The organism is Oerskovia sp. NPDC057915 (genome assembly GCF_042887685.1).
Taxonomy (GTDB): domain Bacteria; phylum Actinomycetota; class Actinomycetes; order Actinomycetales; family Cellulomonadaceae; genus Oerskovia.
This window is the reverse complement of sequence record NZ_JBHVOS010000027.1, coordinates 61,032-67,485: the sequence shown is the minus strand read 5'-3', so window position 1 is coordinate 67,485 and position 6,454 is coordinate 61,032. Positions and strand designations below refer to the sequence as shown.

At 74.5% G+C, this 6,454-nt stretch carries 4 protein-coding genes; 1 reads left to right on the top strand and 3 read right to left on the bottom strand.

Going from position 1 to position 6,454, the window contains the following annotated elements; all coding sequences use genetic code 11:
* Positions 1–44: 44 nt before the first annotated feature.
* Positions 45–1,217, bottom strand: a complete 1,173-nt coding sequence (locus ACFVQ3_RS16605; RefSeq protein ID WP_387641320.1) for a hypothetical protein — start codon at positions 1,215–1,217, stop codon at positions 45–47.
* A gap of 64 nt (positions 1,218–1,281) precedes the next feature.
* Here ACFVQ3_RS16605 and ACFVQ3_RS16600 point away from each other — a divergent pair, with 64 nt between their 5' ends.
* On the top strand, positions 1,282–2,046 hold the full coding sequence (locus tag ACFVQ3_RS16600) for a hypothetical protein (protein WP_387641317.1): 765 nt from the start codon (positions 1,282–1,284) through the stop codon (positions 2,044–2,046).
* A 238-nt stretch (positions 2,047–2,284) separates the two neighbouring features.
* On the opposite strand, the gene ACFVQ3_RS16595 is transcribed toward ACFVQ3_RS16600, so the two are convergent.
* On the bottom strand, positions 2,285–4,057 hold the full coding sequence (locus ACFVQ3_RS16595; protein WP_387641314.1) for an FAD-binding dehydrogenase: 1,773 nt from the start codon (positions 4,055–4,057) through the stop codon (positions 2,285–2,287).
* 108 nt (positions 4,058–4,165) lie between these two features.
* Positions 4,166–6,439, bottom strand: coding sequence for a glycogen debranching protein GlgX (gene glgX, locus ACFVQ3_RS16590; RefSeq protein WP_387641311.1), 2,274 nt, complete (start codon positions 6,437–6,439; stop codon positions 4,166–4,168).
* Positions 6,440–6,454: the final 15 nt, after the last annotated feature.

Below are 6,454 nucleotides of genomic sequence, written 5' to 3'. Positions count from 1 at the left end.
TGCGCGAGGTAGACCTCCCGGAGCTCTACCTCGCGCACACGGGTCTACCTCGGCGCTCCGGTGGCGTCAGAGGGCTCGGCCGCCAGCAGTCCCACGTAGCGCACCCTCGTCGCGAGCACCTCCCGCAGCTGCTCGCCGATCCCCTCGACGAACTCCTCGCGGTACACCGCGTCGACCTGCACCGAGATCGCGTAGTACAGCCCGGTGAAGGTGGCGATCGCCACCGACACCCGCACGAGCACCTGCGTGACCACGAGCGTCGTCCCGGACAGGTCGAACGTCAGGAGCACACGCTGCCCGTCGATGCCCCACAGGTCCATGACCTCGGGCGTCACGGTCAGCGTCCCGAGCGCGACGAAGAAGATCCCCATGCCGGCGCTGACGACGAGCACCTGCAGGAGCTGGGAGACGCCGATCATCGCGGCCACGTTGAACCGCTGGCTGCGGGTCAGGGGTGGCAGGTCCGAGGCCCCCGGTACCCCCTCGGCCGCCGTGCGCAGCGCTCCCCGCGCCTCGGTCGGCAGTCGCAGCCCCACGAACAGCACGATGAGCCCGGCGAAGAAGGCGCCCAGGATCACACCCGCGGCCCCGCCTGTGCGGCTGAACACCTGCCACACCTCGGCGTTGTAGAACAGCACGAGCGAGAAGACCATGAGCAGCGGCAGGAGGCGCACGAGCCGCATCAGCGACGCCCCGAGCTCGTCCGCGATGCGCGCGAGCCCCCACCACAGCGACGAACCAAGACCGTAGGCGACCACGACCCACACGAGCCCCAGCAGCAGCAGGTTCCCACCGGCCGTGACGAGCGCGGCCCGCCACTCGCCTCCGAACACCATGGGCAGGACCGCGGGCACGAGCACGAAGAACGCGAGCTCGGGCCCGCCGACGTCCTGCGGCAGGGTCGACCAGCGGCGTCCGCGCAGCGCGTTGAGCCCCGCGTACGCCGCGGCGAGGAGGACCGCGCCGCCCGCGACCGCGAGCAGGTTGCCCCACCAGGGCCACCCCTCGTCGATCGCGCCGGTGAGCTCGAGCAGCAGCACGACGACGAGGAACGGCGCCGACCGCCCGAACACGTCGCGTCGCGCCGAGTGGTCCTCGATCAGCAGGGGCAGGCCGTTGCGTCGCAGCACGCGCTCGCACCCGGCGACGTCGAGGTGGGCCACGTCCGGCCCGGCGGCCGGGGGGCCGGGGGCAGCGGCGTCGTCGGGCGGGGTCATGCGGGGAGCGTACCGGCGGGAGCGACCGGTGGCCGGGCGGCCTCGCCGCGGCTACGTTCGCCTCATGCCCGACGACGCCGCTCACCTCCCCGACCTTCCCTCGCCCTCCGGCGGGGTCGCGTGGGACGCCGACGCGTCGGCCGGGGGCTGGATCGGGCCGCTGCTGGGCGATCCGGGGACCGTCGGAGGGTGCGTCCCGGCAGGCTTCGCGGCGTACGCGCGCATCCCGGACGTGCCCGCGTGGTCCGACGAGGACGAGGGTATGGGTTCGCTCTGGCTGGGGCACGGTGACGCGTCGGGCCTGGAGCAGATGGACCTGCTGCTCGACGCCCTCGCGCCGTTCACGGGCGACCAGGAGTGCCACTTCGCCCTGTGGGCCGGGTACGGGTGGCTGTACGACCACGGGACGCGGCCCGAGGACTCGACGTCGTTCGCCGCGCTGACGTACGCGATCGACGACGTGGGCGAGGGGGACGCGCCGGGATCCTCGTTCGCGCTCGCCCAGGCGCGGGCGCAGGCCACGGCCCACGCGCTCCGCGCGGCGCGCCAGGTCGAGCGGCCCGCCGCACCGGTCCTCGCGCTGCCGCACCGCGACTACCACCTGTGGCACGGTCCGCTCGCGCAGGCGGCGGCCTTCGCGTCGCTCGGCCAGTCACCGACGCTGTGGTGGCCGGACGACCGGTCGTGGTTCGTGTGCACCGAGCTCGACACGGTGGCCACGGACCTCGGGGGCAGCGAGGAGCTCGTCGCGTCGCTGCTCGCGGTGCCCGGGCTCCGGGCGTCGCGCGTGGGCCCCGACGACCCGGTGCGGATGCCCGCGGACTGGTGACGGGCCACGATCATCGGCCGAGGTAGACCCGAGCGCGCGAGGTAGACCCCCGGGGGGGGTACCACGCCCCCACCCGGGTAACACGGCAGGCCCCCGGGGGTGGGGTGCGGGCCCCCTTCCCGGGGCGGGGGTCCCCCCGGGGGGGCGAGGTAGACCCCCGGGAGGTCTACCTCGCGCACACGGGTCTACCTCGGCAGGCCGCAGGCTGCGGGCAGCGGCCCGCCGTCGCAGACCGCGGCTACAGGCTGCGGGCGAGGGCGCGGCCCACCGTCCGGCCCGAGAACAGGCAGCCGCCGAGGAAGGTCCCCTCGAGCGCCCGGTGTCCGTGCACGCCGCCACCCCCGAACCCGGCGGCCTCGCCCGCGGCGTACAGGCCCTCGAACACCGAGCCGTCGGGGCGCAGCACGCGACCGTCGGTGTCGGTGTGCAGACCGCCGAGCGTCTTGCGGGTCAGGACCGAGAGCCGCACCGCGAGCATCGGGCCGTCCTTGGGCGTCGTGAGCGGGCGCGGCGGCGACACCCGGATCACGCGGTCCACGAAGAACTTGCGGGCCATGGCCGTCGCGACGACCTGGTGGTCCTTGCCGAGGCCCGAGCGGACCTGGTCGTCGCGCAGCCGCACGAGCCGTTCGAGCTCGACCGCGTCGATGTGGCCCTGCGACCCGGGGGTCGCGTCGGTCAGGGCGTTCATGCCGGCCGCGAGCTCGGTCGGGTCCGCCCCCCACACGAACTCGGGGGACTCGGCCGCGAACCGTGCGACGGGGCCGACCGCCCCCGGCAGCACGCGCTGGGCCAGCAGGCGCACGCTCCTGCCGGTCAGGTCGGGGTTCTGCTCGGACCCCGACAGCGCGAACTCGCTCTCCATGATGGCCTTGTTCAGCACGAACCAGGAGTGGTCGTCGCCGCGGGCCGTGACGTGCTGGAGCGAGCCCAGGGCGTCGAAGCCGGGGAACAGGGGCGAGGGCAGCCGGTGGCCGTGGGCGTCGACCCACAGCGACGACGGTCCGGGCAGGATGCGGATGCCGTGGTCGGTCCAGACGGGTGAGTGGTTCGCGATGCCCTCGGGGTAGTGCCACATGCGGTCCTCGTGGACCAGGGCCGCGCCGGCGTCGCGCGTGATGCCGAGCAGCAGCCCGTCGGTCGAGTCCGGGACGCCCGAGAGCATGCGCGCGGGCAGCACGCCGGCCGACGCGGGCCAGTTCGCGCGGACCAGGTCGTGGTTCGCGCCGATCCCCCCGGAGGAGACGACGACGGCGCTCGCCGACAGCTCGACCTCACCCACGACGTCGCGCACCGAGGGGGCGCCGCGGTCGGCCGGGTCGTCGGCCAGGACCTCGGCCCGGACTCCCGTGACGGCACCGTCGGTCACGACGAGCCCGGTGACGCGGTGGCGGAAACGGATGTCGAGCAGCCCGGCCTCCCGGGCGTCGAGGGCCGCGCGGACGAAGGGTTCGAGGATGCCCGGCCCTGTGCCCCAGGTGACGTGGAAGCGGGGCACGCTGTTGCCGTGGCCGCCCGCAGGGTAGCCGCCGCGTTCGGCCCACTGGACGAGCGGGAACCAGCGCACTCCCTTGGCATGGAGCCACGCACGCATGTCGCCCGCGGCGAAGTCGACGAATCCGCGCGCCCAGGCGTAGCCCCAGCGGTCGGGGCCGTCGCCGTCGGCCGCGCCGGGGGCGAAGTTCGCCGACCCGAGCCAGTCGTCGAGCGCGAGCTCGGGCGTGTCCTTGACGCCCATGCGGCGCTGCTCGGGGGAGTCGACCAGGAAGAGGCCGCCGAACGACCAGAAGGCCTGGCCGCCCAGGCTCGCGGCGGGTTCCTGGTCGAGCAGGATCACCCGACGCCCTGCGGCCGTGAGCTCGGTGGCCGCCACGAGGCCCGAGAGCCCGGCACCGACCACGATGACCTCGGCGTGGTCGGGCCCGGACTGGCTGGGAGCGCTCCCGTGGGCGGGTGTGCCCGACGGGGCGGCGCTGCTCGCGGACGGGATGCTGACGTCGTTGTCACTCATGCGCAGAGACTAGACCCCGCGCCCGGCCGCGAGGTAGAGGGCAGTCGTCGAGGGAGGGACCCGCAGCCCTCCACCTCGGCGAGACGCCTCTACCTCGACGAGACGCGTCTACCTCGGCGAGAGGTAGACCTGCAGGCTGAGCGGCTCCAGGAGGGCCGCCGCCGGGGCGCCGCCGGTGGCAGCCTCACCGGTCGCGTCCCCGCCGGACTCGGCAGGGTGCTCCCAGTCGGAGTCCCACGCGAGCTCCCAGGACGGCGTCCCGGGGGCAGCGCGCCCCGGCACCTCCGCGAGCGTGACCTCGACGGCGTCGAGAGCGCCGTTGAGCACCAGGAGCACGTCACGGTCGCCGGCCCGCGGCCCGGTGCGCAGCATCTGCAGCACGCGGAAGCCGGGGTCGTGCCAGGCCGCGTGGTCGAGGGGGCGGCCGGCGGCGTCGAACCACGCGAGGTCGGGGACGGCGTCCTGCGCCGAGTGCCGGGGGCGGCCGTGGAAGAACGTCTCGCTGCGCAGCGCGGCGTGCTCGCGACGCAGCCCCAGGAGGTAGGTGGTGGTCGCGAGGAGGTCCTTGCGCCAGGGCGACAGGTCCCAGCTCACCCAGGACAGCGGACCGTCCTGGCAGTACGCGTTGTTGTTGCCGCGCTGGGTGCGGCCCATCTCGTCGCCCGCCGTGAGCATGGGCGTCCCGGCCGCCAGGACCTGGGTCGCCATGAGGTTGCGGATCGAGCGGCGGCGCAAGGGCGCGATCTCGACCCCCGGCTCGAAGCCCTCGACCGTCATCTCCTCGTTCTCGAGGCGCCCCTCGAACCCGTGGTTCCAGGACCGGTTGTCGTCGCTGCCGTCGCGGTTGTCCTCGCCGTTGGCCTCGTTGTGCTTGTGCTCGTAGGCGACGAGGTCCGCGAGCGTGAACCCGTCGTGCGCCGTGACGAAGTTGACCGACGCCACGGGTCCCCGCATGAGCGGAGGGTCGCTGTGCCCGAAGAGGTCCGCGGAACCTGCCAGGCGGGTCGCGAGCTCGCGCACGCCCTGACCGGGGCGTCCGTGCGACGCCTCGCACGGGTCGGCGAGCCAGAACTGGCGCACGGCTCCCCGGAAGCGGTCGTTCCACTCGGCCAGCGGGGCGGGGAACTGTCCCGTGCGCCATCCGCCGGGTCCGACGTCCCACGGCTCCGCGATCAGCTTGAGGCCGTTCAGGACCGGGTCGGTCTGGAGCGCGACGAGGAACGGGTGGTCGGGGTCGAACCCGGCCGGTCCGCGGCCCAGGGTCACCGCGAGGTCGAAGCGGAAGCCGTCGACGCCGATCTCCTGCGCCCAGTAGCGCAGCGAGTCGAGGGTCAGCTGGACGACCCGCGCGCGCCGGAAGTCGAGGCTGTTCCCCGTCCCGGTGACGTCCGCGAGCTGGGCCGGGGACGCGCCGTCGTGCAGGTAGTAGAGCGGGTTGTCGAGGCCGCGCCACGACAGGTGCGGGCCGTCCGCGCCGCCCTCGCACGTGTGGTTGTGGACGACGTCGAGGACGACCTCGAGCCCGGCCTCGTGCAGCAGGTGCACCATGCCGCGGACCTCGTCGACGACGGCGCCGGGCCCGGCCTCCTGCGCGGCGCGCGTGGCGTACGGGGCGTGGGGGGCGAAGAAGCCCGCGGTCGAGTAGCCCCAGTAGTTGGTGAGCCCCTTGGCCACGAGGTGCGGCTCGGTGAGGGACGCGTGGATCGGCAGCAGCTCGACCGTCGTGACGCCCAAGGACCTCAGGTGCGCGATCGTCGCCGGGTGCGCGAGCCCCGCGTAGGTGCCGCGCAGGTGCTCGGGGACCGCGTCGAGCTGCATGGTCAGGCCGCGGACGTGGGTCTCGTAGACGACCGTGTCGGTCCACGGCACGTGCGGTCGGCGCACGGGCTCGTGCCCGGTGAGGGGGGCGACGACGACCGAGTGCGGCACGTGCGCGGCCGAGTCGCGGGGGTCGGCGGGACCTCGGACGTCACCCACGAGCGCGCCCGAGGCGTCCCGCTCGGCGACGTGGCCGCGCGTCGACGGGTCGTCGTCGAGCTCGCCCACGATGCCGCGCGCGTACGGGTCCAGCAGGAGCTTCGCCGGGTTGTACCGGTAGCCCGCCGCCGGGTCCCAGGGGCCCTCGGCCCGGAAGCCGTACCGCTGTCCCTCGCGCACGCCGGGCACGTGCCCGTGCCAGACGCCGTGGGTCGGCCCGTCGAGAGGCACGCGCCGTTCGTGGATCTCCCCGTCGGTGGAGACGTCGAGCAGGCACAGGTGGACGGCGCTCGCGTGCGACGCGAGCACGGCGACGTCCACGCCGTCGCCGGCGAGACGGACACCGAGCTGCGGGACCGGCACGTGCGAGGGACGAGGGCGGGGGGTGGGGGCAAGCGCTTGCACCACTCCATTGTGCGG